The following is a 26,109-nucleotide window of genomic DNA, read 5'->3' as shown; positions in this document are numbered from 1 at the left end:
CGTTACGTGATCACGATGAGATTCCGATGAAATACCAGCAACTCGAAAATCTTGAAAGTGGATGGAAGTGGAAATACCTGGTGAAAAAACATCGGGAAGGTGAACTGATCACGCGTCACCTTGAATTGAGTGCGGCGCAGGCGGCAGTCGATAAACTGCTGGCGATGGAAAATAATCCGGTGACGGTGAATGAATGGATTGCTGAACATATCCATGCCGATCTTGATAACCGGCTGAAACAGACCATCCGTGCACGGCGGAAACGCCATTTTAATGCAGAACATCAGCATACCCGAAAAAAATCGATCGACCTGGAGTATCTGGTCTGGCAGCGACTGGCCGGACTGGCACAGCGGCGCGGCTGTACCCTCTCTGAGACCATTGTTCAGTTGATCGAGGATGCGGAACGCAAAGAGAAATATGCTACGCAGATGTCGAGTCTGAAGCAGGACCTGCAGGCGATTCTGGGTAAATCAGGTTCAGAAAACGACTAGCCGGGCAGGTGGAGCAGGGTGGCCAGCTCCGAACATCCATTTATTACCGGCATAAAAAAACCCCGCCTGAGCGGGGTTTTTTATTACGTGTTAACTTAAGCCTGTGGCTGAGTTACAACGTCTTTGATGCCTTTAACGTCGATTTCTACGCGACGGTCCGGCGCCAGGCAGTCGATCAGGGCGTTACGGCCTTTCACGCTGTCACAGGTGTTGCCGGTAACTGGGTTAGATTCACCCATGCCACGTGCAGAGATCTTGTTAGAAGGGATACCTTTAGAAACCAGGTAATCTACGACTGACTGAGCACGTTTCTCAGACAGTTTCTGGTTGTACTGCTCTGAACCGATACGGTCAGTGAAGCCCAGTACGACAACGGAACCATCTTTAGGATCCATTGAGCTCAGCTGGCTGTACAGCTGATCCAGAGCCTGCTGGCCTTCTGGCTTCAGGGTCGCTTTGTTGAAGGTGAACAGAACGTCAGACTTCAGAGTGAAACGCTTGGTTTCAACAACGGGTGCTGGAGCTGGGGCCGGAGCCGGAGCTGGTGCAGCGACGTCATCCTGACCGAAGCGGTAAGAAACGCCTACGCTCAGCATGCCGTTGTCTGGACGTGCACCAACGGTCTGTGCATCACCGATGTTGTTAACCCACTGGTAGTCCAGGCGGGTAGCCCAGTTTTTGGTCAGTGCGTATTCAACACCTACAGCAGCCAGCGGAGATACGCCGGTGTCGTGGTCGCTGATGCGGCCAGTAGTTGGGTTAGTCTGCGTAGCATCTGCACGCCATACCATGCCGCCCAGACGGGTGTACACGTCCAGATCGTCATAGATTGGGTAGCTCAGTTTAGCTGCCAGCTGAACGCCCTGTGCTTTGAATGCGCCGTTAGTCACGGTGCCTTTGTTAGGCATGCGACCCAGCCAGTCATAGCCCAGCTCGAAACCCAGGTATGGGTTTGCCTGATAACCAACGAACGCACCTGCGCCCAGCTGGCTTTCATGAGTTGGACCGTTGTTGTTCTCATAACCGTTACCGTAGTAACCAGTGTCGTGATACTGAGACCAGCCCAGTTTAGCACCGGTGTACCAGGTGTCATCTTTAGGAGCGGCCTGCGCTACGGTAGCGAAGCCAGCCAGTGCCACTGCAATTGCGATAGCTGTCTTTTTCATTTTGCGCCTCGTTATCATCCAAATAGGCAATGAGCAAAAAGGTTGCTCTTGGTTTAAATCCTTCGCCGGGTCAAAACGCTCGCTTATGACTCTACCGCAAAAAACGGAGGTTATTGAGCACCCTGGCGAGATAAAGTCTACAACGAGATTGGAAACTTACAAGTATGATGTGAGGCGCTTCTGTAAAAAAACAGCGATTTATACACAATTTCTAACAATTAGCCTGGTAGTATTGTCGCGGCAGCAAGCCTGAAAAACCTGCTAAACCATTGTCAATGCTCGAACTAACAGAATCAGTGGTTTAGCGACGACAGATAAGAAAAATAGCTTGAGAAACTTCTTATTTTTACTTAATGAAACAAATCCGACTGAATTTTTATGGAGTTTTGTGGTCTGAGAGGCGCTTCCGATGTCCCGCCTGAACGCAAAATCAGCCCCAGCGCTTCACCCTCTGCTGCCGCATTTTCTAGTTGACGACGCTCATCTTCATCCAGCTCGTAGGGGATCCATGCCAGTACCACGCTGTAATTGCCTGTGCGTAACGCCCTGACCATCGCCTCAACCGCATTCAGTCGTTCTGAATCGGCGATGTGCATGCTTTTATTCAGCGGTAATCCCGATTCCTGTAGCCAGGCGCGATTCAGCTTATGCGCGGGGGTTAACCACAGCTGCCAGCGTGACTGCTGACTCAATTGCTGCAATAACGGTAGCAGTAACATCTGCATCATTCCGGGCTGCTCACTGTAACGTAACTCTGTAATTCCACCAGGCTGAGCCGCCGGAACAGAAGAGGACGCATAACGATGAGCATAGCGTGCATTATCAGGATGTTGGGTTCGCATAAGTTAATCACCAGCAGTTGACTGTATGAATATACAGTACTGTCATCCTGGATAAAGATCAACCCAAATTTCTGAAAACGCCTCGCAAAAACGCGACAAGATTAGGCGAACCACTATTTATTCGTTGAACCCGCTTACGCTTTTTCCTATCTTCTAATTACCTGATACCCAAGGCAATTTACGGTCTGTTTCTGACATGGAGGTGGTGCAATGAAAAAGGTGAATCCGGTTGTAGAGCGCTCCAGAGCGCATCTGGCCCCACTGGGAGCCATTGAGTCCCGTACCCAGTTTGGCGGGTATGCACTGGCGGTTGAGAGTGTGGTTTTCGCGTTAATTAATCAGGGTGAGCTCTACCTGCGCGCCAGTGAACCCCTGCAGGCGTACATCACCGATCGGCCTCTGCAGCCGCTGGTGTTTCGCAAGCGGGGTAAGCTGGTCAGTCTCAATTACTACCGCGTCGATGAGACGTTATGGCGCGATCCTGAGCATCTGCTGGCGCTCTCCGCCGCCTCACTGGAAACGGCGCAGCTGGAGCTGCAGGACAGGCAGGGTTCACCGCGACTCAAAGATCTGCCCAACCTCAGTGTCCGTCTGGAGATGATGTTGTATGACGCGGGTATCATGAGCGTCAACCATCTTTACCAGATGGGGGCCAAACAGTGCTGGCTGAAGCTGAAAGCCATCAACCAGCACGTCGGATTTCAGACATTGCTGGCGCTGCAGGGCGCAATCACCGGTCATCATGCTGCTGCACTGCCGCAGGCAACCCGGGCCGAGCTGAACGCCTGGTTTCAGCGTACGCTGTTGTCTGACACAGCGCCCGGAAGCAGCAAAGGTTAGTCGGCGAGTAGCGTGCGGCGCAGGCGAGCCATTTCAGGCATCAGTGCCACCAGCAGACCGAGTTGCTGGAGCACCAGTGGCGCACGCGTGTCTGCATCTGCAGCCAGCTGGCTGATGCGCTGAGCTAACGGCTGGCGCATCGCCTCTGCCTGTTCATCACTGACCACCTCCGTCTGCAGCACATCCTCCACGTAGCATACGGTGTCATCCAGCAGCGTCAGCAGTGCCGGATCGCTGATCTTATCGCGGTGGGCACCCAGTGCTGAGATATAACTCAGAAACGAGTGGTTAGAACAGAGCAGCTGAAAAGCGGATTCACGCAGTTTCTGGCTGGTGCGACTTTCACTGCTCATATTTGACACCACCGACGCCAGCTCAGCATCGGCATTGTGCGCATCACGACGCGCAATGCGATAGGCGAGTCGGTTGTCTTTGCCCTGATGATACTGCTCCATGATGGCGTCAAGATAACGACAGTTCGCCTGCAGAGTCCGTTCTGCCACGGCCGGTAACTGACGAAACCGCCAGTCAGGCCAGATAAAGGCCACAGCCAGCCAGGCCAGCCCACAGCCCAGTAAGGTATCTACCACCCGTGGCAGGGCGACCTCAAATCCTTCACCTAACAGATTGAAGCAGAGCAGCACCAGCAGCGTAATAAACAGCGTGGCCTGCGCATACTGGACCTGTCTGAAGGCAAAAAAGAGCACGCCGGAGATAACGATCAGGATTAACTGACCCTCTATGGAGGGCACCAGCCATAAAACGGGCAGGCCAATCGCAATACCGGCCAGCGTCCCGCCGATACGCAACGCCAGCCGTCGCTGGGTTGCGTTGTAGTTAGGCTGACAGACAAACAGACTGGTCAGCAGGATCCAGTAACCGCGTTCCAGTCCGGTCACCTGAATAAAACCGTAGCCAATACAGAGCACCACAGACATCCGGACAGCATGCCGGAACAGCGCCGACGCGGGCGTGAGATGTCGGCTGAAGCGCAGCCGGATATCGCTCCAGCCACTCAGCCCTTCTCGCGACAGCAGATTGTCGCTGTGCTGAGTGTCTTCCCCTGACAGGGTCTGTTCAGATTCAATCGAGGCGAGTTGAGCGTCAATGGCGCGCAGATTACGCAGCAGCCAGAAGAGCGCACGCGTATGGGCGGCTTCCGGTTCACGCTGCTCCAGACGCTCTATGGCTTTTTGCAGACGTTCAAATGCGCGCTCAAACCGGCTGTCATGCACCCATCTTTCGCGCATCAGGATGCAATGCGCCAGCTGCCGACATGCCTGAGCCTGCATATTCAGCAGTCGCTGGAAGCGAAACAGAATTTCGTTATAGCGCCAGTCACCCCGCAGCAGGTGATATTGCAGGTGAGATGAACTGGCCCGTTCATGAATGTCCTGCGCCACAAAGTAGTAGTGGAGGCTGCGGCGGGTTCCGCGTGAGCCGCGATCGCCGCGCAGACGACTCTGCAGCGTGGTTTTGGTCAGGTTGAGCTGGGCCACTAACTGGCTGTTGACCATTGCCGCCTCCACAAAGGCGGCATCATCCTGTTCACCCGCATCCGGGTCGAACAGATTCGCTTTCGCATCCAGATAACGCGCCAGTTGTGAAAAACTGCCGGCCAGCTGCTCCTGCACCGGTCGTACCGGGAACATCAGGTGACCCAGCAGTGTCAGCAGGTTGTACCAGAGCGCGCCGACCAGCAGCAGGATCGGCTGCATATACCACTGACTGAACAGCCCGATGCCAAGCATGGTGTAGACCGCAATCAGCAGCGCGCCAAAGGCGATCGTCGCGTAACGCTGACCCAGCGCACCCAGCAGAATAAAACCCCAGGTTGAGATCGCGAGGCCAGTGATAAAGGCCAGAGGCCAGGGAAACAGTAATTCGACGGAAACCGAGGCGATGCAGAAGCAGAGCAGGGTAATCAGCAGATTCTTCAGGCGGCCCGCCAGACGATCATCGAGATCGGCCAGCGCCGCCGCTACCACACCCAGCGTCAGCGGGATGGTCCACTCAATCTGGTGCAGCCACCAGGGAATGGCGGCGCATCCGCTCAGCGCAAACAGGATGCGCAGCAGATAGCGCCAGGCGTTGTTAAACAGATATTTGCGCCAGCCCGGCAGCGTAGCTGACATCATATTAATAGCGGCGGGCATTGGCTTCGCGCGCAGCCTGCGCCTCTTCCACTGACACCACCCGGCGTCCGACAGGCCAGAGTGCTATCGCGGCGATCTTGAAGTTAGCCAGCCCGACCGGAATGCCGATGATGCTGATGCACTGCACAATCCCGACAGAGATATGGGAAAGGCAGAGCCACCAGCCGAAGAAAATCAGCCAGAAGATATTCAGAAAGGTTCCGCCGGTGTTCATGATGTGGCTTTTGTTTTCAGGGCGAAGCACATCCACATGCACCGCCTCGTTACCAAATGGCAGCAGCGAGAGTTTGGTAATTTCCCAGCAGGAGCGGGTCAGCGGCAGGGTAAAAATCAGTACGATGCTGATCAGGGTGGCAAACAGCCAGCTCAGGGTGGTGAAAAAACCGCCCAGGACAAAATTGAGAACGTTTAAGACGGTGCGCATGATCTTCTTTTCCTTTTGCATTCCGCAAGATGTGACGCCAAGTTTAGCCTGTTTTAAGGCTGGAGCGCCAAGGGTCTGACAGGTAAACTTCCCCGAATCCTATTCTCTGACGTGAGTGTCGGCGTGGAACTGAAAGCAACTTCGATGGGCAAACGACTTGCCCGGCATCCCTATAATCGTGTCCGTCTGATGGCAGCGGGCGTCGAAGTCAGTGGCGATAAGCATGAGTACCTGATCCCTTTTAATCAGTTGCTGGATATCGCCTGCAAACGCGGCGTGGTGTGGGGCGAACTGGAATTTTTGCTGGCTGATGAAAAAGTGGTGCGGCTGCATGGCACGGAATGGCAGGAAACGCAGCGCTTTTATCACTATCTGCTGCAGGCCTGGCAGAGCTGGAGCCTGGAGATGAGTGCGGTGTGCCGCGACGTGCTGCAGACCCTGCGTGATGACATTGAGGCATTCAGTGCGCAGGATCGCTGGCTGAACCGGCATGAACTGCAGGCGCTGAAAAACACCATTTTTCAGCAGTTCGATGCGTTGCCGTTGCCGCTCTCCCGGCTGAAGGATTTTGCTGACTGTCGTGATAACCAGGCTTTCTGTCAGCGCTGGCTGGAGCAGGGCGAGGCGGCCCTGCGGCAGCGAAACCGTGACTGGACCGCCGCAATGCTGACCCGTTACCGGGCATTCTTCGACACGGTCGAGAGTACGCCTCTCAATCAATCGCAATGCGAGGCGGTAGTCAACGGCGAAAATTCACTGCTGGTGCTGGCGGGCGCCGGGAGCGGTAAAACCTCCGTGCTGGTGGCGCGTGCGGGCTGGTTAATGCAGCGCAATCTCGCCAGCGCCGATCAAATTCTGCTGCTGGCCTTTGGCCGACAGGCTGCAGAAGAGATGAACGCCCGTATCCAGTCGCGGCTGTCAGCCAGTGATATTCAGGCGCGAACCTTCCATTCTCTGGCCCTGCATATTATTCGTGAAGGCAGCAACAAACAGCCGGTCATCAGCAAGCTGGAGAGCGATGCCGATGCGCGTCGTGCACTGCTGATTCAGGAATGGCGGCAGCAGTGTCATGAAAAAAAGGCCCAGGCCAACGGCTGGCGCCAATGGCTGCGTGACGAGCTGGAGTGGGAGATGCCGGAGGGGCCATTCTGGGACGATGACAAACTGGCTAAGCGCCTGGCGTCCCGGCTCGAACGCTGGCTGGGGCTGATGCGCATGCATGGCGGCGCGCAGGCCTCAATGATCGCAGAGGTGCCTGAAGAGGTGCGCGATCTGTTCAGCAAACGTATCAGGCTGATGGCTCCCCTGCTGAAAGCGTGGAAAAGTGCGTTAAAAGAGGAGGGCGCGGTCGATTTTTCGGGGCTGATTCATCAGGCGATTGCTCTGCTGGAAAAAGGGCGCTTTATCAGCCCCTGGAAACACATTCTTGTGGATGAGTTTCAGGATATCTCACCGCAGCGCGCCGCCTTGCTCAGCGCTTTACGCCAGCAGAACAGGCGCACCGCCCTGTTTGCCGTTGGCGATGACTGGCAGGCCATCTACCGCTTCAGCGGTGCAGAGATGACGCTGACGACGGCGTTTCATCACTACTTTGGTGAGGGTGACCGTTGTGTGCTGGATACCACTTACCGCTTTAACGATCGCATCGGCGACATCGCGAACCGTTTTATCCAGCAGAATCCGCAGCAGCTGGCGAAGCCGCTTAACAGCACCACCAAAGGGAATAAAAAGTCGATTTCACTGCTGGCGGACGATCAGCTGGAGCCGTTGCTGAATAAACTCAGCGGCTATGTAAAGCCTGATGAGCGCATCCTGCTGCTGGCGCGCTATCACTACCTGCGACCGGATGTGCTGGACAAAGCCAGAACCCGCTGGCCGAAACTCAATCTGGAATTTATGACCATCCATGCCAGTAAAGGCCAGCAGGCGGACTACGTCATTCTGCTGGGGTTGCAGCAGGGCAAAGAGGGCTTTCCGGCGAACGTGCGCGAATCGATTATCGAACAGGGCCTGTTACCGCAGCCGGAAGCGTTCCCGGATGCAGAAGAGCGCCGCCTGGCCTACGTCGCTCTGACACGGGCGCGCCAGCAGGTTTTTCTGCTGTTTGATAAAAGCGCGCCGTCACCCTTTGTCGGGCACTTCCGTGAACTGGGTGTACCGGTGTTGCGTAAAGCCTGAGTTACTTTAGCCGTCCGGCCAGATAGCGCGCATAATCAGGGATCATGATCTCGCTGCTTTGCGCAAACAGCGGCGACTGAATAATAAAATCTGCGGTGGAGCGATTGGTGGCGACCGGGATATTCCATACGGTTGCCAGACGCAGCAGCGCTTTGACATCGGGATCGTGGGGTACCGCATTGAGCGGGTCCCAGAAAAAGATCAGCGCATCTATCTTTCCTTCTGAAATCAGCGCGCCTACCTGCTGGTCGCCGCCCATCGGGCCGCTCAGCATGGCCGTGACATTCAGGCCGGTTTCACGGTTGATGAGATTCCCGGTGGTGCCGGTCGCATAGAGGATATGGGATTCCAGTGCGGGCTGATTCTGTTTAACCCACTCAAGCAGAGCGGCTTTGCAATGGTCATGGGCGACCAGTGCGATATGTTTTTGTTTGCCAAGGGTACGGGTAGTCTGCTCCACAAACGTCTCCATTCAGGGTCATGCGGAAAAAACGATAGCGCGAGTTTACCTCTGTGCTTTCAGCGCTTTCAACTGGTGCGCAGCATTTTGACCAGCGTCAGAAACTGCTGACGCGTCGCTTCGTCAAAGCGCTGGAACCAGCGGTGAAGTGAGGGATGCTCCGCTTCAATCGTCCAGTCGAGATCGGCGGTCAGACTGACCGCAGAAGGCGTCTCAGAGGCCGAATGGGCAAAACGAGGCACAGAGGCGATCTGACCGGTGCGATTGTAGTTCACCATCGCTTTTTCCATGTCGACAGCAGGCGCGGCAGGCAGACGATCGCGCAGGCTGGTGATTTCGTTCCCTTTCTCATCCACCAGCAGAAAATTCAGGCTGCGATCGAAGTGATAGCGCTCGCGTTTTGTCTCCAGCGCAGGCAGCCGGATGGTAATGGTTTTAGCCACGGCAGTGAAGGTGACGATCATCGGCACCGATTGATAGGCAAGGGTGCTCTCTTTCTGACCTTTTCGTTGCTGCTCTACCCGAAACAGAAACTGATGCTGACCCCGGTCCAGCTCTAAACTGTCTGCGCCCTTGAGGAGCGAGCCTGAAATCTTACGGCCATCCAGCACCAGCAGATCGATTTGCGGATCGAGCTTTAACGTGATGGCAGAACAGGACGCCGAAACGAGGAGAGCGACCCACCCCATTACAGCCAGCGACAGCTTCATTTCAACTCCGGTAACTGATGACACACAGGATTATGTGTAGCAAATTCTTACATTATGGCAGTGAGTTTACATTTAAACATATTTAATCGTGCGCTGGCTCAATTAATTACGTCACTGACTTAACCGTTCGGGGGTGTGCCCATCTACACTCAACTCTGGCCTGAAAGGAGATAACGATGAACGACCAGACAATTCGCGAGGTGCTGACCCGCACCCAACGCATCGCCTTAGTCGGGGCAAGCGATCGCCCTGAGCGTCCCAGCTACGGCGTGATGAAATATTTGCTTGATCAGGGGTATGACGTGATTCCGGTCAGCCCGAAGCTGGCGGGCAAGACGCTGCTGGGGCAGCAGGCGTATGCCAGCCTGGCAGATGTTCCGGGCCATATTGATATGGTGGATGTATTTCGCAATTCTGAAGCCGCGTGGGGCGTAGCCCAGGAGGCGATTGCGGTGGGCGCAAAAACCCTATGGCTGCAGCTGGGTGTGATTAATGAGCAGGCGGCCGTGCTGGCACAGGATGCGGGTATGACGGTGATTATGGATCGCTGTCCGAAGATGGAGATTCCGCGGCTGGGGATCACGCGCTGAGAAGAGATATGTGGCGGCAGAGAGTGCCGCCACAGATTAATGTCGCAGATGAGGCGCCTGAAGCTGCTGACGCACTGAGGCCGCCAGTTCATCCATTGAGGGCTGCTCAGGGTGTTCAACGCTGGTTTCGCCCGAAAGCTGAATCTCAGCAACATAGGTATGCACCTGATCGCCTTCCTCATCTTCCATCACGACATGATACCAGGGTGCCGAACGCATCTTCTCTTCCGCGCCAACCTCTTCAATTTTAGGCTCATCTAACGAGTACTCAGGATCGACATCAACAATAACGCCCAGTACGCCGGACAAACGATGACGAACCTGCTGACCAATACCAAATTTACTGGCAATCATAGTGACCTCCGAAAAAAAGCTCTCTTTCCAATATGGGGGCAGGAGCCAATTTTTCAAGTCACATGACGCGGCAGGCGAAACCTTTCAGGTAGAGTCCCTCCGGGTAGCTGGCGATCACCGGATGATCCGCTGCCTGACGGAACTGCTCAATAAACTGCACCTCGCGGCCGGCATCCAGTGCGGCATCGGCAATGATCTTCTGGAACAGCTCGGTGGCCATCAGACCGGAGCAGGAGAAGGTCAGCAGAACGCCACCGGGATTCAGCAACTGAATGGCGAGCATGTTGATATCTTTATAGCCGCGACAGGCGCCCATCAGCTGACTTTTGTTTTCGACGAACTTCGGCGGATCCATAATAATCAGATCAAATTTCTCCCCACTGTCACGATAGCGACGCAGCAGTTTGAAGACATCATCACGCTCAAAGCGCGCGCGGGAGAGGTCGAGTTCATTCAGTTCGACGTTCTGACGTGCCACATCCAGCGCTTCCTGCGAAGTATCAACGCTGATCACCTCTTTACAGCCGCCCATCAATGCCGAGACGGCGAATCCACCGGTATAGGAGAAGCAGTTAAGTACGCGGGCATCCTGAGCGTAACGGCGGGTGGCGAGACGGCTGTCTCGCTGATCGAGGTAGTAGCCGGTTTTATGGCCGCCCTGGATATCTACCAGCAGCTTCATGCCATGCTCAGTAATCGGCAGCAGAGGCGGCGGCAGTTCGCCGGTAATCGTGCCCTGCGTCAGTTCCAGACCCTCTTTCTTCCGCACAGCGACGTCGGAGCGGTCATAGACAGCACAGCCGGGGAAACATTGCTGCAGGGCGGTAATGATCGCCGCACGCTGGTATTCGGCTCCAGCGGAGAGCAGCTGCAGAACAAAAAAATTGCCAAAGCGGTCAATGGTGACGCCCGGTAAACCATCAGATTCACCGGCGATCAGACGATAGCTGTCCAGGCCGTCGCGCGCTGCCAGCCATGTGCGCCACTGCTGCGCCTGCTCAAAACGGCGCACAAAGAAGGCGATATCGATGGATTCATCGGCCTGCCAGCTCCAGACACGGGCGCGAATCTGTGACTGAGGAGAATAGGCGGCGCGCGCCAGCCATTTGCCGTTACTGTCACACACGTCAATGGTTTCACCCAGTTGCGCTTTACCTTCCAGACGCGCGACAGCGCCTGAAAAGACCCAGGGATGGCGACGGAGCAGGGACTTTTCACGTCCCTTTGCGAGAATCAATCTGACTGTCATAGTTTGCTATTATGCTTACCTGAAAAAATGAGGTGCCATTGTCCGGTGGATAACTGGAAATTGCAACGAACAGCAGCAGGAGGGCAGTATGTCAGCAGCCTGTTTTAAAGCATGGGTTTATGGCCGCGTGCAGGGCGTCGGATTCCGTTACAGCACCCAGGCCGAAGCCCGCGCGCTGGACGTGCTGGGCTATGCGCGTAACCTGGAGGATGGCAGTGTCGAAGTGCTGGCCTGGGGCGAGGCGGAAAAGGTCGAGGCCCTCATCGACTGGCTCAAAGCGGGCGGGCCACGCAGCGCGCGGGTGGACAGTGTACGGGTGGAGCCGCACCAGCCGTCATCGCCCCCACGCGGCTTTACGACCGGATAGTCAGAGACATTTGGCCGGTTTGGGCAGGCCTGCGATTTTCGTCGCCTGCTTAGCCGGCCCGTCAGGGAAAAGACGAAACAGATAGCGGCTGTTGCCTTTCTCTTCGCCATACTTCTTCGCCATCGCCTTCACCAGCATTCGTACGGCGGGGGAGGTGTTAAATTCCAGATAGAAGGCGCGCACAAAATGGACGACCTCCCAGTGGGCGTCGGTCAGCGTAAGGCCTTCCTGCGCGGCAATATGTTCAGCCAGCGCTGCACTCCAGTCGCTGGGATTTTTTAGATAGCCTTCGGCATCGACGGCGATTTCGTTACCGTTAAAATTCACGTGACTTCCTCTCTGTAAATGACGGCGCAGTGTAGCAAACTGGCGTAACAGTAAAAGCAAAAACCCCGCCGGAGCGGGGTTTTCAACGCTGATGCACGTGTCTGTCAGTTGCTGCGGGCAAAACCGAGCAGGCTCAGCAGGCTGACAAAGATGTTATAGAGTGAAACATAGAGGCTGACCGTGGCCCGGATATAGTTTGTTTCTCCGCCGTGGATGATATTGCTGGTTTCCCACAAAATCGCGCCGGCTGAAAAGAGAATGAACAGGGCGCTGATAGCCAGATGCAGAGCAGGTAACTGCAGGAAGAGGTTAGCCACTACCGCGACCAGCAGCACCACAAAGCCTGCCATCATCATTCCGCCAAGGAAGGACATATCACGGCGGGTCGTCAGCACATACGCGGAACAGCAGAAGAAGACCAGCGCCGTTCCACCCAGCGCCAGGGCGATCACATCTCCCATCCCTGCGGTCAGGAAAGAGCTCAGGATCGGACCCAGGCAATAACCCAGGAAGCCGGTGAAGGCAAAGGCGGCCAGGATGCCCATCGGGCTGTTAGCCAGACGGTAGGTTAAAAACATCAGACCATAGAAGCCGACCAGCATCAGGATCAGACCGGGCGCCGGTAGTGCCAGCAGGGTGCTGGCCGTGGCCGTCACGGCTGAAAAAGCCAGGGTTAATCCCAGCAGAAAATAGGTATTGCGCAGAACTTTGTGCGTTGAGAGCAGTGAGGACTGCGATGAGGTGACAATTCTTTCCATGTTGCGCTCCTTTAAGCAGAACACTAAATATGAGCCGAGAATACGCAGGCCATTAAAGAGGGAAAAGCCGTTTTACCCTTCTTTACGCGCTAATCTGCTAATTGTTTGAGCAGAGTGGTGATTTTGACAGCGAAAAAACAGGAAATGGCTGTTTTTCATGCGAACAGTCGGATACAGGCTTTACATCGATAATCGGGATGTTTATAGTGCGCGTCATTGCGGAGGGGTGGCCGAGCGGCTTAAGGCAGCGGTCTTGAAAACCGCCGATGGGAAACCATCCGAGAGTTCGAATCTCTCCTCCTCCGCCACTTTATCTGCCTCGGGCAATAAAGTGGCAAAATGTCAGTGGATTATTTTGCCAATGCAGTACTGTTTCAAAACGGAGGGGTGGCCGAGTGGCTTAAGGCAGCGGTCTTGAAAACCGCCGATGGGAAACCATCCGAGAGTTCGAATCTCTCCTCCTCCGCCAGATTTTACAGGCCAGCACTCAGTGCTGGCCTGTTTCGTTTCTGCCTTCCTCTGTTCTTCTGCCATGCCGAAAAGGCGCACTGAGCCGCATCCGGCTTTGCATTCATCTCTCTTTATCCTCTCTGCTATAGTCTACTCACCGTTTTTGCAAACATCTGGCGCTTTTCTGAGGCGAGCTGAGTTACACTAAGGATTACGTCGCTCTGAGGCGAGCTAATCGGTTGATAGCCAGAGTGTTTCTTTACTGAATGAATGGAATAGGCACAATGATCAAGAAACTGAGTCTTTGCGCATTGTCAGTGCTCGCAGCATTGCCGGTCGGAACCGTCGCGCTGGCGGCTGAAGGTGATATGCAGCTGCAGCAGGTCCTGATGCTAAGCCGTCACAATCTGCGTGCGCCGCTGGCCGATAACGGCAGCGTGCTGGAGCAGTCCACTAAAAAAAGCTGGCCGCAGTGGGACGTTCCTGGCGGTCAGCTGACCACCAAAGGTGGCGTGCTGGAAATCTACATGGGTAACTATACCCGTCAGTGGCTGGCCCAGCAGGGACTGGCGAAGAACGGCAGCTGTCCTGACAGCAATAACGTCTTTGTCTATGCCAACAGCCTGCAGCGTACCGTTGCCACCGCCCAGTTCTTTGTCAATGGCGCCTTCCCGGGCTGTGACATCGCTGTCACGCATCAGGATGCGATGGGCACCATGGATCCTATCTTTAATCCGGTCATCACAGATGGCAGCGAAGCCTTCAACAAGAAAGCGCTGGCCGCGATGGCTGCCGAAAATGAAAAACTCTCGCTGAAGCCTGCTTTCCAGCGTCTTGAGAAGATTGTTGACTATAAATCTTCGCCTGCCTGTAACAATAAAAAGCAGTGCGATCTGAGCAGTGGTCAGAACACCTTCAGCGCGGAAAATGGTAAAGAGCCGAATGTCAGTGGCCCGCTGAAAGTGGGTAACTCGCTGATGGATGCGTTCACTCTGCAATATTATGAAGGTTTCCCGCTGGAGCAGGTGGCGTGGGGACAGATCAAGACGCCTGAACAGTGGAAAGAGCTGTCGGCCATTAAAAATGGCTATCAGGACGCGCTGTTTACCAGTCCGGATATCTCGCGCGAAGTGGCCGCCCCGCTGGTGGATTACATCCGCAGTCAGCTGGTCGATCAGGATAAAGCCAGTGCACCAGCTATTACGCTGATGGTGGGGCACGATTCAAACATTGCCTCGCTGCTGAGCGCGTTGCAGGTGAAGCCGTATGAGCTGCCTGATACCTGGGAAAAAACGCCGATTGGTGGTCAGGTTGTCTTTGAACGCTGGCACGACGCGAAAAATGACAAAGACCTGCTCAAAGTCGAATATGTCTATCAGAGCGCCGATCAGCTGCGCAATGCGGACGTGCTGAGTCTGAAAAACCCGCCAAAACGTGTGACGCTGCAACTGGCGGGCTGCCCGACGGATGCTAACGGCTATTGCAGCTGGGATCAGTTCTCTCAGGCGCTGAACGCGGCGCTGCAGGGCACGCCAATGCAGCCAGCCGCTGCACCACAGCCAGCCGCCGCGACGCCATCTGATGACGACAGTGCGAAAGCCGCTGCGACGCAGGATGCTGCCGCTGACAAAGCCGAAGCCGATAAAGCGACTGCAGACAAAGCGCAGTCGGATGCGGATAAGGCTGCCGCCGGGAAGGCTGATGCAGATAAAGTCGCCGCCGACAAAGCCGCAGCGGAGAAGGCCAGAGCAGAGAAAGCTGCCGCCGACAAAGCCGCAGCGGAGAAGGCTAAAGCGGAAAAAGCTGCCGCTGATAAAGCGGCGGCTGAGAAGGCCAAAGCGGAGAACGCGGCTGCTGCCAAAGCGGATAACGCAGCGGCGAAATCAGCCGGGGACAACGCCACGGCTGACAAGGCTGAAAGTGCAACACCGTCTGCCAGCGCGCAGAACGATAAAACAAAGTCAGCGGCTGAAGCGACACCGTAATATCCCCATCCTGCTGACAATAAAAAACCCCGTTGAGACGGGGTTTTTTTATACCTGCGGCAGCCTATCCCGCCACAACAACCAGTTTCTGGTTAGCAAACTCTTTGATGCCCAGATCGGAAAGTTCACGACCATAGCCGGAACGTTTCACGCCGCCAAAAGGCAGCTCGGCGGAGGTGTCGCTCTGCGAGTTAATAAACACCATGCCGGTTTCAATGGCAGAAGCGAGCCTGCGGCCACGGGCAATATCCCGCGTCCAGACGGAGCCGCCAAGACCATAGTGAGAGTCGTTGGCCAGCGCCACCGCGGCCTGGTCATCGGCCACCACATAGACCTGTGCCACCGGGCCAAAGAACTCCTGATAGTAAGCCGGATTATCGGGTGTGATGCCGGTCAGAATCGTGGGCTGGTAATAGCAGCCCACGCCGTCAACGGCTTTACCGCCGGTCACCAGTTTTGCGCCGCTGGTGACAGCTTCATCAACCTGTTTAACCAGACGGTCGCGCGCATCTGCCGAGGAAAGCGGACCCAGCGTGGTCTTCTCATCCAGCGGATCGCCCAGCGTCGCCGCGCTCAGCGCCGCGCTGAACTGGCTGATAAAGCGATCGGCAATTTTCTCATGCAGAATAAACCGTTTTGCCGCCGTACAGACCTGACCGCAGTTGCTCAGGCGCGCCTGCACACCCTGACGCACGGCTTCATCAAGATCGGCATCATCCAGTACGACAAAGACGTCGTTGCCGCCCAGCTCCAGCGTCGATTTCTTAAGGTGCTTACCGGCCTGTTCGGCCACGGCGCTACCGGCGCGCTCGGAACCGGTCAGGGCAACTCCCTGAACCCGGTCGTCAGCAATCAGATCCGCGACCTGTTCCGTAGAGATAAACAGGTTCGTCCAGGCTCCTTCAGGCGCACCTGCTTCGCGAACTAGTTTTTCAAAGACATCGGCACAGTGCGGCACGATATTGGCATGTTTTGCCAGCACCGGGTTACCCAGCGCGAGGTTAGGCGCCAGCACGCGCATCAGCTGATAGTAGGGGAAGTTCCACGGCTCAACGGCCACCAGAACACCAATCGGGTGATACTCAACCCAGGCTTCGCCCAGCTCACTGGGGTAGGTGTGCGGCTGCAGAATGCGCTCAGCATTCTCCGCGTAGTAGCGGGCAATCTGCGAGCAGATTTTGACTTCGCCCCGGCTCTGACCAATCAGTTTACCCATCTCTTTACTGGCGATGGTGGCGAGTTCTTCCGCACGGCTATCAATCAGGTCAGCCAGCTTTTTCAGTACCTGCAGGCGCGGCTGAATCTCCCCTTTGCTCCAGGAGGAGTGGAACAGCTGGTCAGCGACCTCCAGGGCATGGCTGACGGCGGCATCATCATGGGATGGCCAGCTCTTCAGCAACTGGTTGTTGGCGGGATTAATGCTTTGATAGGAAGACATAGCGTTCTCCTTGGTGAGCGAAAAAATTGAGGGCGGGAAGATCCCGCCCCTGAATCAGACGTTTTTACGTTCTACGGGTTTGTCATCCCAGGTCAGGAGATCTTTATCGGTTTTTTCAAAGGCGCGAATCAGTACATCGTCACTGCCCTGCTGACGCCAGATCTCTTCTGCCAGTCTCTCATCGTAATCAGCCACTTCGAAAATGGCCTCAGCAATTTCAGGGGAGGTATGACGCAGACTGGCCCATTCGCCAACGTGATGTGCTTTTGATTGTTCAGTAGACATACTTTTCTCCTTTGATTAAATCAGTCCTGCAGTTTAGTGGTCAGGCTGGCAACATGTTCGCCCTGAAAACGGGCGATGTTCAGCTCCGCTTCCGTGGGCTGACGTGAGCCATCCCCGCCTGCCAGGGTTGTCGCACCATAAGGTGTTCCGCCGCGCACCTGAGAGATATCAAACAACTCTTTGGTGCCATAGCCGATGGGCACGATCACCATGCCGTGATGCGCCAGGGTGGTCCAGACCGAGGTAATGGTCTGTTCCTGACCGCCGCCGGTGCCGGTTGAGGTGAAGACGCTGGCGACTTTGCCAAACAGGGCACCTGATGCCCACAGGCCGCCGGTGCGATCCCAGAAGGTGCGCATCTGACCGGACATGTTGCCGAAGCGGGTCGGGGTGCCGACGATAATGGCGTCATACTGCGGCAGCACATCCGGCGTCGCCTCTGCCGCCAGCTGATCGGTTTTGCCGCCCACCTCCGCAAAGCGACTGGCCTCCATCGTTTCTGGTACCCGCAGGATATCCACTTCCGCGCCGGGAACCCGACGAGCGCCTTCAGCGACCGCGTTCGCCATCGTTTCGATATGTCCGTACATTGAGTAATAAAGCACCAGAATCTTAGCCATTGATCTCTCCAGGTGGTTTAGACGTCCAGAAAAAGTATAGAAGAGCTTTCGTTTTACGCAGGGGAGGGAAGGAATGGGCGGGTTTAGCTGTGTAATAATTCCGCAGCTAATCGGTTGTAAGCCAGAGGAATGTTCGTTATTTACTCAAATCGGTGGTGAATAGTCTGTTGCTAAATGTGACTGTGCGCGGGATGAAAGCAGAATCTGGCTATTCTTTAACCATGGGTTGAATCCAGGCCCCGGGCCGTCAGCTCTCGACTTTCTCATTCTTATTTATCGCACTACGCGACAGGAGCACATCATGACAACACATCGTGGCGGTTCAGGTAATTTTGCTGAAAACCGTGAACGTGCCGCAGAAGCGGGACGCAAAGGGGGCAAAAACAGCGGCGGTAATTTTAAAAACGATCCGCAGCGTGCCGCGCGTGCCGGCGAAAAGGGCGGACGCAGCAGTCCGAAGAAAACGGACGCTTAATCCCCTGATAGCCGCCGGTAAGATCCGGCGGTTAACGTCGTTGCTTTTCCCCCTCGCTCTCCTCCACAATGTTGTCCGAATCTTTTATCAGGTGAATTATGTCGGACACTCTCCGCGGCTTATCCCTGCGCCTGACGCGGCAGGAGCTGGTGTTAATCTTTATAACTATGATCTGGGGCGGGACCTTTCTGGTGGTGCATCGGGCGATGCAGCACTCGGGACCGTTCTTTTTCGTCGGTCTGCGTTTTACCACCGCCGCACTGCTGCTGGCGCTCTTTTTCCGGCGCTATCTCAAAGGAATAACCTGGCTCGAAGTGAAAGCCGGGACGCTGATTGGCCTGTCGATTGCCGGCGGTTACGGTCTGCAGACCTGGGGAATGCAGACCATCTCCAGCAGTCAGTCCGCGTTTCTCACTGCGCTCTACGTGCCGGTGGTGCCGCTGCTGCAATGGCTGTTTTTACGACGTCCGCCGGGCATCATGTCATGGCTGGGGATTGTGCTGGCCTTTACCGGTCTGCTGCTGGTGGCGGGGCCGCAGGATGGCCGTATCAGCCTGAATGCCGGGGAGATAGCCACCCTGTTCAGTACGCTGGCGATTGCCGCTGAGATTATCTTAATCAGCCGCTTTGCCAGTCGGGTCGATGTGCGTCGCGTGACGATGATCCAGCTCGCGGTGGCGTCGCTGTGCGCCTTTGCGCTGATGATCCCCAATGGGGAGACGGTACCTGTGATTTCCATGCCGCTGCTGTTCAGTGCGCTGGGACTGGGCGCCGCCAGCGCACTGATTCAGGTCACGATGAACTGGGCGCAGCGCAGCGTGTCACCCACGCGTGCCACGGTTATTTACGCCGGTGAGCCGGTCTGGGCGGGTGTGGTCGGACGTATCGCCGGTGAGCGACTGCCTGCACTGGCGCTGGTAGGTGGGGCGCTGATTGTCTGTGGCGTGATTGTCAGTGAACTGCGGCTGAAACGAAAGAAAGCGGTGCAGCCTGCTGCCACACCGCTGGAGTAGTTAACCCTGCTGACGCGCCAGCTTATCCTGCTGCATGGCGCGGTTACGGCGCAGAATGGCATTGAGGATAATCGCCCCAAAGGTCGCCGTGCCGATGCCGCCCAGCGTGAATGAACCGATTTTAAGCGCAAAGTCACCTGCGCCAAGGACCAGCGTCGTCGCCACCATGATCAGGTTACTGTTCTGGCCTAAATCGACCTGATTCTGAACCCAGATGCGTGCGCCCGCCACCGCAATCAGCCCGAAGACCACAATCGAAGCACCGCCGATCACCGGCGCCGGAATGGTGTGGATCAGCGCACCGAACTTCGGCGAGAAACCGGCCAGGATCGCGATGACCGCCGCAGCAACAAATGCCAGCGTCGAGTAGACCTTGGTCACCGCCATCACCCCGATGTTTTCCGCATAGGTGGTCACCCCGCTGCCGCCGATTGAACCGGAGAGCATCGTGGCAAGACCATCGCCCACAAAGGCGCGTCCCATATACGGGTCGAGGTTGCGTCCGGTCATGCCCGCTACCGCTTTCAGGTGGCCGAGGTTCTCCGCCACCAGGATAATGGCGACGGGGGCGATTAATACCATCGCATGCAGATCAAAGGTCGGCGAGGTGGTATGCGGCAGACCAAACCACGCCGCCTGTGACAGCGCCGTAAAATCCACCGGCTTGCCCAGTCCCAGAACGTTAGTCAGCAGGGCATAGATCGCCCACGCCAGAATCAGCCCCACCAGAATCAGCAGGCGCTGAACCATTCCGCGGGTAAAGACGGCCACCAGCCCAATACATAATACGGTCATCACCGCGATCCAGCTGTCGAAGGCGGAGGCGGAGACGCTGTGCACCGCAATCGGCGCCAGATTCAGCCCGATAGCCATCACCACGGCTCCGGTCACCACGGGCGGCATCAGATTCTCAATCCAGCGGGTGCCGGATTTCATTACCACCACGCCTATCAGCGTATAGAGCAGGCCGCAGGCGATGACGCCACCCAGCGCCACGCTGAGGTTAGGGTTCAATCCCTGACCGCTGAAACCGGTCACCGCAATCACAACGCCCACAAACGCGGCGCTCGACCCGAGATAGCTGGGCACGCGACCGCCGGTAATAAAGAAGAACAGCAGGGTCCCTATCCCGGAGACCAGAATCGCCAGATTGGGATCCAGTCCCATCAGCAGCGGCATCAGCACCGTTGCGCCAAACATCGCCACCGCGTGCTGTAAACCCAGCACCAGCGTCTGCCCCGCAGGCAGTGTCTCATCCGGGGCGATAATACCGTTTTCTGTTAAAGCCGACTTCTTTTGCCATTGCGGAAACCAGGATCGTGCCATCGTCTACTCCAGAGCGTTATGAATGCCGGTGGGTTTCAGGGAAGGGTTATCAGGCTTCCTGCCGCATCAGGGGATGGTATCCCCGGTCAAACCAGGCCAGGCCGTGAGAATCGTCGTTGCGCACCACGGCCAGGACTTCACAGAACAGGGTGTCATGGGTGCCGACGCTGACAATCTGAGTGATCCGGCAGTCAAAGGAGGCGACCGCGCCGCTCAGCACCGGCGAGCCGGTAACGGCCGTCGACCACTCTGCGGCCACAAACCGCTCAGCCATCGGGGTTTTACCACCAAACAGCGTGGAGAGCGCTTCATGGCCCGCCGCCAGAGTGTTAACGCACAGCTGCATGTTTTCGCGGAACACCGGATAAACCGAGGCCGAACGGTTCAGGCAGACCAGCAGTGTAGGGGGCGCATCCGTGACACTGCACACCGCAGAGGCGGTGAAGCCTGCGCGTCCGGCAGGACCTTCCGTGGTAATGATGTTGACCGCCGCGCCCAGGCGCGACATCGCATGACGAAAGGCCGTTTTGTCAACGGCAGGGGTAAGGGTATCCAGGCTCATAATCTTCTCCGCAAAAGCTTAGACGACGCGCTGCAGGGGCTGCACGTCATCAGTCTGATCCAGCCACTGCAGCAGCCGGGCATTAAAGGTTTCGGCGTCGGTGACGCTCATGGCGTGTCCGCCCCAGGCCATTTTCTGCTCCGTGGCGTTGGGCAGGGCGGCAGCCAGCACGGATGAGCAGCTCCACGGCACCAGCAGGTCATCTTCACTGGCGATCACCAGCACCGGTTGCGGGATCGCGGCTGCCCGGGCGCTGAAATCTGCGCTCATCAGGGCGTGTAGCCGGCGCATCAGGTTTTCCATCCCCTGAAAATGGGCGACATGATGACTGTCCTCCTGCTCAAGCCGCGTCTGATGCTGCGCCATCCATTCTGCCGGATAGAGAAACAGCGGCTGAGCACGGACAAAGGCCTCCACGCCGACGTTCAGCAGCAGATCCTGGCGCACCTGAAAGCAGCGGCGGGTATGGGGATGCAGCGACAGCCAGCCGTTGATCACCACGATCCGCTCGATCCGCTCCGGGTAATCCAGCGCCAGCTGCATCCCCAGCAGGCCACCCAGCGCATGACCAATCAGGCTGAAGCGCAGGATGCCGTGCTGCGCCAGCGCATCGGCCAGCTCCGCCGCCATCATCGCCATACTGTAGCCCTCCGGCAGCGTGTCAGCGCTGCGTCCGGTGCCGCGCTGGTCATAACAGACCACCCGATAGCGTGTCGTCAGCGCCGCCAGCTGTGGCTGCCAGAAACCGGCTACGCCGCCCAGCCCGGAGGAGAGCACCAGCGTCGGTGCATCGGGATTTTGCAGGCCCAGAATATCCAGCTGCATCAGACCTCCGGCTTGCCAATGTGGGCCACGCTGGCGATCTCAATCAGCGCATCCGGTTTGACCAGCCCGCACTGAATACAGAATCGGGCGGGTTTATCGCCGGGAAAGTAGTCGGCGTAGACCTGGTTCACCGCACCATAGTTTGCCCAGTCGGTGATAAAAATAGAGTTGAAGGTGACATCCGCCATCGTGCCACCCGCGGTTTCAATCACCTTTTTAATGGTTTCCAGTACGTGGCGGGTCTGCGCGGCGGCATCCCCGACATGCACCACGTTGTTGTCAGCATCAAACGGCAGCGTGCCCGAAACATAGACCACGCCATCTGCCAGCGTGCCAGGGACAAACGGGGCGATGGGCGTCGTGGTACCCGGTGGAACAATGATACTTTTTGGCATAGCGTCATCCTCGGTGATCAGGGGGCTTTCAGGCTTTCGCAGAAGGTATCGACATCCGATACCCAGCCAAAAAAGGTTTCGATATTGAACAGCGCCGCCTGCTGGGCAAATGGCGGGCCTGCCTGGTAGGTTGCGTCTTCCAGCACCACGCCGAAGTACTCCAGAAAGAAGCCGTCGCGCAGCGTCGATTCCACACAGACGTTGGTGGCAATGCCGGTAAAGATCAGATGACGAATGCCGCGACTGCGCAGCATGCTGTCGAGCGGCGTGTTATAGAAGCCGCTGTAGCGCGATTTAGGCAGCACAATGTCCCCGGGCTGCGGCACCAGTTCATCCACCAGTGCGTAATCCCAGCCGCCTTTAGAAAGCAGCGTGCCCTGCAGTTCAGGTCGTTTGCGCATGGTTTTCAGCGCATTAGATTTGTGGAAGTTGGGCGAACCGGCATCACCGGCTTCAACATAGTCACTGTCCCAGCCGTTCTGGAACCAGATAATCTGCACGCCTGCGGCACGCGCCGCCGTCACTGCCTGATGAATCTTCGCTATCACCGGTTGCGTGGCGGAAACATCAAAGCCCGCCAGGTCAAGATAACCCCCTTCAGTGGCGTAGGCGTTCTGCATATCGACCACGATCAGCGCACTCTGACCGGGTGGAAAAGCAATCGGCTCCGGCCGGGCTGGCAGTTCGACCTGAGTCACGTCAGGCGTGTGAGCGCAGTAAACGGTATTCATCATGCCACCTCCTTCTGTGCATCCAGCAGGGCGCTGCGACAGCGCATCAGCGGCTGGATGTGCTGTCCGAAGTTCTCGATTCCTTCCAGGAAATCATCAAAGGTCAGCAGCACGCCGTGGGTGCCTTCAACCTGAGCCACTTCATCCAGCATCCGCGCCACGCTGGCCCAGGAGCCGACCAGGGTACCCATATTGATGTTGACGGCAGAGGTGGGGTCGGCCATCTGGCGCACGTTGGTGTCGCTGCCCGATTTGGTATCCTGCTGACTCTGGGTGGTCAGCCAGGAGAGCGCCTCTTCATCGGCACCGGCTTTATAGTGTTCCCACTTCGCCCGCGCTTCCTCATCGGTTTCCGCGGCAATGATCATGAACAGGACGTAGGAGCCGACGTCGCGACCGGCTTTCTCCGCCGCCTGTTTCATGCGAAGCGAGGTTGAGCTGAACGCGGCAGGGGTGTTTACCCCTTTGCCAAAGCAGAAGTTGTAATCGGCATACTGTGCGGAGAAGGCCATACCGGCGTCGCTCTGACCGGCGCAGATGACCTTCATCGGGCGCTGCGGCTGCGGACTGACGCGACAGTCGTTCATGGTGAAGAATTCACCTTTAAAGTCCGATTTTCCGGTGCCCCACAGGTCGCGCAGCACGGTAACGTATTCGGTCAGATAGGCGTAGCGGCTGCTGAAGTACTCATCGCCAGGCCACATACCCATCTGTTCATATTCCGGTTTCTGCCAGCCGGTGACCAGGTTGACGCCGAAACGGCCGCCAGAGATGGAGTCAATGGTGGACGCCATGCGCGCCACAATGGCCGGTGGCAGCGTCAGGGTGGCGGCAGTGGCATAAATTTCAATACGTGAGGTGACAGCCGCCAGACCAGCCATCAGGGTGAATGACTCCAGGTTATGATCCCAGAATTCTGTTTTTCCGCCGAAGCCGCGCAGTTTGATCATCGAAAGCGCAAAGTCGAAATGGTAATGCTCTGCTTTCAGTACGATTGCCTTATTGAGTTCAAAGGTTGGCATGTACTGCGGTGCATTGGAGGAGATCAGCCAGCCATTGTTACCAATCGGAATAAAGACGCCTATCTTCATGTGAAACCTCGTTGCGATGGGGGAAAGGTGTTTCACGCGCGGCACTGCATCCTGCCTCATCCCTGTGGGCTGCGCTCAGTCACAATTTTGCAAACCCTGTGCCACAATTTTTAATTGTTTATATAACAATGGGTTAAAATGAAGAGGAAAAATAAAAGTGGAGTGACTGGTCCATTTCAGACCGTTTGGTCAAAATTCGCTGCACGTTTTCCATGCAGGCTGAGCAAAAAAGGTGCAGCACGCTGGTTAGGCAGCCAGAGATCCCTTTGCTATGATGCGATGACACCTGACGGATGAGGTAAGGCAGTGAAAACCGATGAAAAAAAGCCAACGCGTCGTTCACGCGCGGTGGCGGCAAAGCGAGCGGCGATACTGGATGCGGCGCTGACCCTGTTCTCGCAGTTTGGTATTCATGGCACCAGCCTCGATAAGGTGGCCGAGCTGGCAGACGTTTCCAAAACCAATCTGCTCTACTATTTTCCCTCGAAAGAGGCGCTCTATGTGGCGGTGCTGAAACAGATTCTGGATGTCTGGCTGGCGCCGCTGCGCGCGCTGGCACACGATCAGGATCCGCTGATGGCTATCCGGCGCTATATCCGGCTGAAGCTGGAGGTGTCGCGCGATCATCCTCAGGCCTCCCGGCTGTTCTGCCTGGAGATGCTGCAGGGCGCACCGCTGCTGAAAGGGGAACTGGCGGGCGACCTCAAGCAACTGGTGGATGATAAGGCGGCGATAATTGAGCGCTGGATTGATGAAGGGCGTCTGGCTGGCGTCCAGCCGCAGCATCTGATCTTTATGCTCTGGGCCACAACGCAGCACTATGCCGATTTCGCCACGCAGGTGGAGGCGGTGACCGGACAGACCCTCAGCGACGCCGCGTTCTTTGAGCAGACTGTCGAGAACGTTCAGCGCATGATCATTGAAGGCATCCGCGTACGCTGATTCCGCCCAGGTTCACGGTTCGGTAACGGAGTTAATCTATGGATTCTGTTTCGCAGTGGGTACTGGGCGCCTCCGTCAGCGTCGCGGTGATGGGGCGTCGGGTTCCGGTCTGGCAGGCGGCACTGGTTGGGGGTGTCTGCGGCACCCTGCCCGATCTGGATGTCTTTATCGATCATGGCGATGCAATACGCAACATGACGCTGCATCGCACCGAAAGTCATGCGCTGCTCTGGCTCACGCTGATCTCCCCGCTGGTTGCCTGGCTGGTGGCGGGGCTATGTCGTCAACGGGTGGCATGGCGGGCGTGGTGGCCCGCCATCTGGCTGGCACTGATCACGCACCCGCTGCTCGACCTGATGACGGTGTATGGCACCCAGCTTGGCCTGCCGCTCACTGACTTTCCCTATGCGATTGGCAGCATCTACATTATCGATCCCCTCTATACGCTGCCGCTGCTGGTGGGGCTGGGGGTGGCGCTCTGGCGTGGCGGTGAACGGGGGCTGCGCGGCAACCGGCTGGGATTAACGCTGAGCTCGCTTTATCTGGTCTGGAGCGTGGTGATTCAGGGCGTGGCAGGCTGGCAGATCCGGCAGTCGCTGACCGGGCAGGGGATTCCGACCGATAAGGTACTGGTGACGCCAACGGCGTTCAATACGCTGGTCTGGCGCAGTGTGATCCTGAACGGCGACCGCTATGGCGAAGCTTACTGGTCGTTACTGTCGCCTTCGCGTCCGCTACAGGTGACGTGGTATCCGCGTCATCCCGAACTTTACAAAGGGTTTCGTGGCAGCTGGTATGCAGAACGCGTCGCCTGGTTCAGCCACGGTTTTTATGCCCTGCGTGAGCAGGATGGGCAGACGACGATAGCTGACCTGCGTATGGGCGAAGGGGAAAACTATACCTTTACCTTTGGTCTCGGCACGCCTCAGCAGCCCGATCCCCGGCCGCAGCGCTTGCCTTCTGAACGGCCTTCGTTGTCCGCCAGCTTTTCTGCGCTGGGCGAACGCCTGTAAAAAAGCCCGGTCATCTGACCGGGCTTCCTCTCTGACAGGCAGA

At 56.7% G+C, this 26,109-nt stretch carries 29 protein-coding genes and 2 tRNA genes; 12 read left to right on the top strand and 19 right to left on the bottom strand.

The annotated features are described in order from the left end of the window. Positions 1 to 26 precede the first annotated feature (26 nt). On the top strand, positions 27 to 494 hold the full coding sequence (gene matP / locus OXR04_RS06960; RefSeq protein WP_009091043.1) for a macrodomain Ter protein MatP: 468 nt from the start codon (positions 27 to 29) through the stop codon (positions 492 to 494). A 95-nt stretch (positions 495 to 589) separates the two neighbouring features. On the opposite strand, the gene ompA is transcribed toward matP, so the two are convergent. Together ompA and sulA are read right to left on the bottom strand one after the other, a co-directional pair. Beyond that, positions 590 to 1,660 (bottom strand): porin OmpA, encoded by a 1,071-nt coding sequence (gene ompA / locus OXR04_RS06955; protein WP_046101549.1) that lies wholly within the window; start codon positions 1,658 to 1,660, stop codon positions 590 to 592. Positions 1,661 to 2,010: 350 nt separating this feature from the next. After that, positions 2,011 to 2,502: an SOS-induced cell division inhibitor SulA gene (gene sulA, locus OXR04_RS06950; RefSeq protein ID WP_046101550.1), complete on the bottom strand. Its 492-nt coding sequence runs from the start codon at positions 2,500 to 2,502 to the stop codon at positions 2,011 to 2,013. A 210-nt stretch (positions 2,503 to 2,712) separates the two neighbouring features. Here sulA and OXR04_RS06945 point away from each other — a divergent pair, with 210 nt between their 5' ends. Beyond that, a complete protein-coding gene (locus OXR04_RS06945; protein WP_058958010.1) occupies positions 2,713 to 3,342 on the top strand; it encodes a TfoX/Sxy family DNA transformation protein in 630 nt (209 codons plus the stop codon). On the opposite strand, the gene yccS is transcribed toward OXR04_RS06945, so the two are convergent. Both yccS and OXR04_RS06935 read right to left on the bottom strand, forming a co-directional pair. Continuing rightward, a complete protein-coding gene (gene yccS / locus OXR04_RS06940) occupies positions 3,339 to 5,498 on the bottom strand; it encodes a YccS family putative transporter (protein WP_267372383.1) in 2,160 nt (719 codons plus the stop codon). The genes OXR04_RS06945 and yccS overlap by 4 nt on opposite strands. Next, entirely contained in the window at positions 5,482 to 5,922 is a 441-nt protein-coding gene (locus tag OXR04_RS06935) for a YccF domain-containing protein (RefSeq protein WP_009091033.1), read from the bottom strand. Before OXR04_RS06935 ends, yccS begins: the two co-directional genes overlap by 17 nt. A gap of 123 nt (positions 5,923 to 6,045) precedes the next feature. On the opposite strand from OXR04_RS06935, the gene helD reads away from it, so the two are divergent. After that, entirely contained in the window at positions 6,046 to 8,100 is a 2,055-nt protein-coding gene (gene helD / locus OXR04_RS06930) for a DNA helicase IV (protein ID WP_267372380.1), read from the top strand. A 1-nt stretch (position 8,101) separates the two neighbouring features. Here the strand turns inward: helD and mgsA are convergent, their stop codons facing one another. Continuing rightward, entirely contained in the window at positions 8,102 to 8,560 is a 459-nt protein-coding gene (gene mgsA, locus OXR04_RS06925) for a methylglyoxal synthase (RefSeq protein ID WP_267372545.1), read from the bottom strand. A 68-nt stretch (positions 8,561 to 8,628) separates the two neighbouring features. Next, positions 8,629 to 9,270: a DUF2057 family protein gene (locus OXR04_RS06920; RefSeq protein ID WP_009091028.1), complete on the bottom strand. Its 642-nt coding sequence runs from the start codon at positions 9,268 to 9,270 to the stop codon at positions 8,629 to 8,631. Between the two features lie 176 nt (positions 9,271 to 9,446). Between OXR04_RS06920 and OXR04_RS06915 the strand changes: the two genes are divergently transcribed. Further along, complete coding sequence (locus tag OXR04_RS06915; RefSeq protein WP_267372373.1) at positions 9,447 to 9,860, top strand: CoA-binding protein; 414 nt, start codon at positions 9,447 to 9,449, stop codon at positions 9,858 to 9,860. A 36-nt stretch (positions 9,861 to 9,896) separates the two neighbouring features. Here OXR04_RS06915 and hspQ read toward each other — a convergent pair whose 3' ends face one another. Together hspQ and rlmI are read right to left on the bottom strand one after the other, a co-directional pair. Next, positions 9,897 to 10,214 carry a heat shock protein HspQ gene (hspQ, locus tag OXR04_RS06910; protein WP_009091024.1) on the bottom strand — a complete coding sequence of 106 codons (318 nt, stop codon included), beginning with the start codon at positions 10,212 to 10,214 and terminating at the stop codon, positions 9,897 to 9,899. 58 nt (positions 10,215 to 10,272) lie between these two features. Further along, positions 10,273 to 11,463, bottom strand: a complete 1,191-nt coding sequence (rlmI, locus tag OXR04_RS06905; protein ID WP_009091023.1) for a 23S rRNA (cytosine(1962)-C(5))-methyltransferase RlmI — start codon at positions 11,461 to 11,463, stop codon at positions 10,273 to 10,275. A gap of 88 nt (positions 11,464 to 11,551) precedes the next feature. On the opposite strand from rlmI, the gene yccX reads away from it, so the two are divergent. Beyond that, positions 11,552 to 11,830, top strand: a complete 279-nt coding sequence (gene yccX / locus OXR04_RS06900) for an acylphosphatase (RefSeq protein WP_267372371.1) — start codon at positions 11,552 to 11,554, stop codon at positions 11,828 to 11,830. Here yccX and OXR04_RS06895 read toward each other — a convergent pair whose 3' ends face one another. Together OXR04_RS06895 and yccA are read right to left on the bottom strand one after the other, a co-directional pair. Beyond that, complete coding sequence (locus OXR04_RS06895) at positions 11,831 to 12,157, bottom strand: TusE/DsrC/DsvC family sulfur relay protein (RefSeq protein WP_009091019.1); 327 nt, start codon at positions 12,155 to 12,157, stop codon at positions 11,831 to 11,833. It lies immediately after the preceding gene. Positions 12,158 to 12,261: 104 nt separating this feature from the next. Continuing rightward, positions 12,262 to 12,915, bottom strand: a complete 654-nt coding sequence (gene yccA / locus OXR04_RS06890) for an FtsH protease modulator YccA (protein ID WP_009091017.1) — start codon at positions 12,913 to 12,915, stop codon at positions 12,262 to 12,264. A gap of 220 nt (positions 12,916 to 13,135) precedes the next feature. Between yccA and OXR04_RS06885 the strand changes: the two genes are divergently transcribed. From OXR04_RS06885 to agp, 3 genes are all read left to right on the top strand, one after another. Then, positions 13,136 to 13,223, top strand: a tRNA-Ser gene (locus OXR04_RS06885). A 73-nt stretch (positions 13,224 to 13,296) separates the two neighbouring features. Continuing rightward, positions 13,297 to 13,384 (top strand) — tRNA-Ser (locus OXR04_RS06880). A gap of 265 nt (positions 13,385 to 13,649) precedes the next feature. Beyond that, positions 13,650 to 15,350, top strand: a complete 1,701-nt coding sequence (gene agp / locus OXR04_RS06875; RefSeq protein ID WP_267372370.1) for a bifunctional glucose-1-phosphatase/inositol phosphatase — start codon at positions 13,650 to 13,652, stop codon at positions 15,348 to 15,350. A 64-nt stretch (positions 15,351 to 15,414) separates the two neighbouring features. On the opposite strand, the gene OXR04_RS06870 is transcribed toward agp, so the two are convergent. From OXR04_RS06870 to wrbA, 3 genes are read right to left on the bottom strand one after another with little or no spacing between them, the layout of a single operon-like run. Further along, the gene (locus OXR04_RS06870) at positions 15,415 to 16,788 is read right to left on the bottom strand and encodes an NAD-dependent succinate-semialdehyde dehydrogenase (RefSeq protein WP_267372369.1); all 1,374 of its coding nucleotides are present in this window, start codon (positions 16,786 to 16,788) and stop codon (positions 15,415 to 15,417) included. A 54-nt stretch (positions 16,789 to 16,842) separates the two neighbouring features. Next, the gene (locus OXR04_RS06865; protein ID WP_009091011.1) at positions 16,843 to 17,073 is read right to left on the bottom strand and encodes a YccJ family protein; all 231 of its coding nucleotides are present in this window, start codon (positions 17,071 to 17,073) and stop codon (positions 16,843 to 16,845) included. A gap of 20 nt (positions 17,074 to 17,093) precedes the next feature. Next, positions 17,094 to 17,693 (bottom strand): NAD(P)H:quinone oxidoreductase, encoded by a 600-nt coding sequence (gene wrbA, locus OXR04_RS06860; RefSeq protein ID WP_009091010.1) that lies wholly within the window; start codon positions 17,691 to 17,693, stop codon positions 17,094 to 17,096. Between the two features lie 301 nt (positions 17,694 to 17,994). On the opposite strand from wrbA, the gene OXR04_RS06855 reads away from it, so the two are divergent. Together OXR04_RS06855 and OXR04_RS06850 are read left to right on the top strand one after the other, a co-directional pair. Further along, positions 17,995 to 18,168 carry a general stress protein gene (locus OXR04_RS06855; RefSeq protein WP_009091008.1) on the top strand — a complete coding sequence of 58 codons (174 nt, stop codon included), beginning with the start codon at positions 17,995 to 17,997 and terminating at the stop codon, positions 18,166 to 18,168. A gap of 98 nt (positions 18,169 to 18,266) precedes the next feature. Then, positions 18,267 to 19,181 carry a DMT family transporter gene (locus OXR04_RS06850; protein WP_267372367.1) on the top strand — a complete coding sequence of 305 codons (915 nt, stop codon included), beginning with the start codon at positions 18,267 to 18,269 and terminating at the stop codon, positions 19,179 to 19,181. Here the strand turns inward: OXR04_RS06850 and rutG are convergent, their stop codons facing one another. Genes rutG through rutA form a run of 6 tightly spaced genes read right to left on the bottom strand, consistent with a single transcriptional unit; the run spans position 19,182 to position 24,111 of the window. Next, positions 19,182 to 20,507, bottom strand: a complete 1,326-nt coding sequence (gene rutG / locus OXR04_RS06845; protein WP_058958004.1) for a pyrimidine utilization transport protein G — start codon at positions 20,505 to 20,507, stop codon at positions 19,182 to 19,184. A 49-nt stretch (positions 20,508 to 20,556) separates the two neighbouring features. After that, on the bottom strand, positions 20,557 to 21,069 hold the full coding sequence (gene rutF / locus OXR04_RS06840; RefSeq protein WP_033736345.1) for an NADH-dependent FMN reductase RutF: 513 nt from the start codon (positions 21,067 to 21,069) through the stop codon (positions 20,557 to 20,559). A gap of 18 nt (positions 21,070 to 21,087) precedes the next feature. Next, complete coding sequence (rutD, locus tag OXR04_RS06835) at positions 21,088 to 21,894, bottom strand: pyrimidine utilization protein D (RefSeq protein ID WP_267372364.1); 807 nt, start codon at positions 21,892 to 21,894, stop codon at positions 21,088 to 21,090. Further along, entirely contained in the window at positions 21,894 to 22,289 is a 396-nt protein-coding gene (gene rutC, locus OXR04_RS06830) for a pyrimidine utilization protein C (RefSeq protein WP_009090999.1), read from the bottom strand. Before rutC ends, rutD begins: the two co-directional genes overlap by 1 nt. A gap of 17 nt (positions 22,290 to 22,306) precedes the next feature. Next, the gene (gene rutB / locus OXR04_RS06825) at positions 22,307 to 23,020 is read right to left on the bottom strand and encodes a pyrimidine utilization protein B (RefSeq protein WP_033736577.1); all 714 of its coding nucleotides are present in this window, start codon (positions 23,018 to 23,020) and stop codon (positions 22,307 to 22,309) included. After that, on the bottom strand, positions 23,020 to 24,111 hold the full coding sequence (gene rutA, locus OXR04_RS06820) for a pyrimidine utilization protein A (protein WP_111208069.1): 1,092 nt from the start codon (positions 24,109 to 24,111) through the stop codon (positions 23,020 to 23,022). Before rutA ends, rutB begins: the two co-directional genes overlap by 1 nt. A gap of 306 nt (positions 24,112 to 24,417) precedes the next feature. On the opposite strand from rutA, the gene rutR reads away from it, so the two are divergent. Together rutR and OXR04_RS06810 are read left to right on the top strand one after the other, a co-directional pair. After that, the gene (rutR, locus tag OXR04_RS06815; protein ID WP_009090993.1) at positions 24,418 to 25,053 is read left to right on the top strand and encodes an HTH-type transcriptional regulator RutR; all 636 of its coding nucleotides are present in this window, start codon (positions 24,418 to 24,420) and stop codon (positions 25,051 to 25,053) included. A 38-nt stretch (positions 25,054 to 25,091) separates the two neighbouring features. Beyond that, positions 25,092 to 26,066 carry a metal-dependent hydrolase gene (locus OXR04_RS06810; protein WP_267372362.1) on the top strand — a complete coding sequence of 325 codons (975 nt, stop codon included), beginning with the start codon at positions 25,092 to 25,094 and terminating at the stop codon, positions 26,064 to 26,066. Positions 26,067 to 26,109: the final 43 nt, after the last annotated feature.

The organism is Pantoea sp. GM_Pan_3 (assembly GCF_026541045.1).
Classification (GTDB): domain Bacteria; phylum Pseudomonadota; class Gammaproteobacteria; order Enterobacterales; family Enterobacteriaceae; genus Pantoea; species Pantoea anthophila.
This window is presented reverse-complemented; position numbering and strand designations above follow the sequence as displayed.

Coding starts and splice junctions, on each gene's coding strand:
- matP (WP_009091043.1), top strand. CDS start 27: ATGAAATACCAGCAACTCGAAAATCTTGAAAGTGGATGGAAGTGGAAA.
- ompA (WP_046101549.1), bottom strand. CDS start 1,660: ATGAAAAAGACAGCTATCGCAATTGCAGTGGCACTGGCTGGCTTCGCT.
- sulA (WP_046101550.1), bottom strand. CDS start 2,502: ATGCGAACCCAACATCCTGATAATGCACGCTATGCTCATCGTTATGCG.
- OXR04_RS06945 (WP_058958010.1), top strand. CDS start 2,713: ATGAAAAAGGTGAATCCGGTTGTAGAGCGCTCCAGAGCGCATCTGGCC.
- yccS (WP_267372383.1), bottom strand. CDS start 5,498: ATGCCCGCCGCTATTAATATGATGTCAGCTACGCTGCCGGGCTGGCGC.
- OXR04_RS06935 (WP_009091033.1), bottom strand. CDS start 5,922: ATGCGCACCGTCTTAAACGTTCTCAATTTTGTCCTGGGCGGTTTTTTC.
- OXR04_RS06920 (WP_009091028.1), bottom strand. CDS start 9,270: ATGAAGCTGTCGCTGGCTGTAATGGGGTGGGTCGCTCTCCTCGTTTCG.
- OXR04_RS06915 (WP_267372373.1), top strand. CDS start 9,447: ATGAACGACCAGACAATTCGCGAGGTGCTGACCCGCACCCAACGCATC.
- hspQ (WP_009091024.1), bottom strand. CDS start 10,214: ATGATTGCCAGTAAATTTGGTATTGGTCAGCAGGTTCGTCATCGTTTG.
- rlmI (WP_009091023.1), bottom strand. CDS start 11,463: ATGACAGTCAGATTGATTCTCGCAAAGGGACGTGAAAAGTCCCTGCTC.
- yccX (WP_267372371.1), top strand. CDS start 11,552: ATGTCAGCAGCCTGTTTTAAAGCATGGGTTTATGGCCGCGTGCAGGGC.
- yccA (WP_009091017.1), bottom strand. CDS start 12,915: ATGGAAAGAATTGTCACCTCATCGCAGTCCTCACTGCTCTCAACGCAC.
- agp (WP_267372370.1), top strand. CDS start 13,650: ATGATCAAGAAACTGAGTCTTTGCGCATTGTCAGTGCTCGCAGCATTG.
- OXR04_RS06870 (WP_267372369.1), bottom strand. CDS start 16,788: ATGTCTTCCTATCAAAGCATTAATCCCGCCAACAACCAGTTGCTGAAG.
- OXR04_RS06865 (WP_009091011.1), bottom strand. CDS start 17,073: ATGTCTACTGAACAATCAAAAGCACATCACGTTGGCGAATGGGCCAGT.
- wrbA (WP_009091010.1), bottom strand. CDS start 17,693: ATGGCTAAGATTCTGGTGCTTTATTACTCAATGTACGGACATATCGAA.
- OXR04_RS06855 (WP_009091008.1), top strand. CDS start 17,995: ATGACAACACATCGTGGCGGTTCAGGTAATTTTGCTGAAAACCGTGAA.
- OXR04_RS06850 (WP_267372367.1), top strand. CDS start 18,267: ATGTCGGACACTCTCCGCGGCTTATCCCTGCGCCTGACGCGGCAGGAG.
- rutG (WP_058958004.1), bottom strand. CDS start 20,507: ATGGCACGATCCTGGTTTCCGCAATGGCAAAAGAAGTCGGCTTTAACA.
- rutF (WP_033736345.1), bottom strand. CDS start 21,069: ATGAGCCTGGATACCCTTACCCCTGCCGTTGACAAAACGGCCTTTCGT.
- rutD (WP_267372364.1), bottom strand. CDS start 21,894: ATGCAGCTGGATATTCTGGGCCTGCAAAATCCCGATGCACCGACGCTG.
- rutC (WP_009090999.1), bottom strand. CDS start 22,289: ATGCCAAAAAGTATCATTGTTCCACCGGGTACCACGACGCCCATCGCC.
- rutB (WP_033736577.1), bottom strand. CDS start 23,020: ATGAATACCGTTTACTGCGCTCACACGCCTGACGTGACTCAGGTCGAA.
- rutA (WP_111208069.1), bottom strand. CDS start 24,111: ATGAAGATAGGCGTCTTTATTCCGATTGGTAACAATGGCTGGCTGATC.
- OXR04_RS06810 (WP_267372362.1), top strand. CDS start 25,092: ATGGATTCTGTTTCGCAGTGGGTACTGGGCGCCTCCGTCAGCGTCGCG.